General features: G+C 43.5%; 1 protein-coding gene and 1 pseudogene. Both read left to right on the top strand.

Annotated features, from left to right (window positions below):
- Positions 1-489 (top strand): annotated as a pseudogene (locus ACFINZ_RS09575) (DUF4815 domain-containing protein); the annotation flags it as partial.
- A 14-nt stretch (positions 490-503) separates the two neighbouring features.
- Positions 504-1,511 (top strand): Bgr_08870 family protein (locus ACFINZ_RS09570; RefSeq protein ID WP_375701402.1); only part of this gene is annotated, 1,008 nt, incomplete at its 3' end.

The raw sequence follows: 1,511 nt of genomic DNA, 5'->3' as shown, positions 1-1,511 counted from the left end.
TCAAGCGATTGTTCTGTCATCTTTGAAATTGAAAGAAACAATGGCACAATTTATCAACTCCTGCCCTTTCAATTGCTAAGCCTTACTGAATATATCAGTGAAAAGATAAAGCTTCGCGCTATTCTCAAAGGAACAGAGAAACTCTCACCCGTCTTGTTTGCTCCTGTTCAATTGATTGCGGGAAAGATCCATAAAACAGCCACTTATGTCACCCGTGCTTTTGCCTTTGGGGAAAAGGCAAGGTTGACCAGTTATATCAAAACCTTTTTACCAGGCGGTGCAACCTTTACACTGGAGATGCAACTGGATGATGATGCTTTCACCCCTTTGAAACTTGACGAAACAGAACAACTCGCTGAACCACTTTGGACAGAACGAAAATTTGTGAGCAGTGACAAAACAGCCAAACAAGCGCGCTTGAAACTCACGCTTACCGGTGGACCGGCGGCACGGTCAATGGTGCGTGATTTTGGCGCCGGCATATTATGAGGGGAAAATGAGAGATGACAAAAACCAAAAAACTCGACATGGAATTGCCGAAAGAAGGACGCTTTATCAGTTCTGAATTCCCAATCTTGCGGGAAAACTTGACCAAAATTGATCAAGCTCTTTTGGTTGTTGAGGAAAAGGTAAACGAAAAAGCACCTTCAAAACACACGCATACAATAAGTGATATCGCAGATCTTGAAGCAGCCCTTAAGGGCAAGATGGCAGCGGATAAAACCTTCTCATTTGCTGATTTAAGCGATATCGAGGGGGCAAAAGATGCTGCCAACAATTATGTTCTCTATAAATCAAGCAATAATAACTTCACCTTTGGCAGTGCTGTCTCACTGTTAGGCGCGCATCAACATAAAACAGAAGATATCGTGGGGCTTGATGATTTTAGAGCCAAGATCAATGAAGATCTCACAAGCTATGGGCGCCTCACAAGCCCAAATGAATGGCAGAATTATAATAAATTTACCAGCAAAGTCACCATGAGTGGTGGCTTAGAACTTTTGGGTAATTCGTCGTTTAATCTCACCCATAATGGTGAAATAGTTACCAGTTTAAGCACAACGGGAAGCACGTTGAAAGGACCGCTTAAAGTCGATGGAGATCTTGTTTATACGAAAGCGCAAGTGGATGCCGCCATTTTGTCACAAATAAAGAGTCTTAAAAAAGATTTGACCGATAAAATCACGAATTGGCCGGCTCTTGCTGATGCTGAATTGCTGTATACGCAGGATGGAAAAATTGAATGGCCCGATTGGGTGACAGATAAAACCAAAGTCGAAATCCAAGCATGGGGTGGAGGTGGCAGTGGTGGCGGAGCCTATTTGTCAGGATTAGGAGGAGGTGGTGGTGGTGCCGGTTGTTCAGTCTGGTATGGCTATAAAGCCAGTTTAAAGGGTCATGAGAATATCACAATTGGTAAAGGAGGAGCTTCTGTGGGAAAGCAGTGTGTAAACGGTAAGTCTGGAGGAACAACAGCTGTTGGAAAGAATTTTATTACGGCGACAGGAGGA

This window comes from Bartonella sp. AA81SXKL, from assembly GCF_042196945.1.
GTDB lineage: Bacteria > Pseudomonadota > Alphaproteobacteria > Rhizobiales > Rhizobiaceae > Bartonella.
This window is presented reverse-complemented; position numbering and strand designations above follow the sequence as displayed.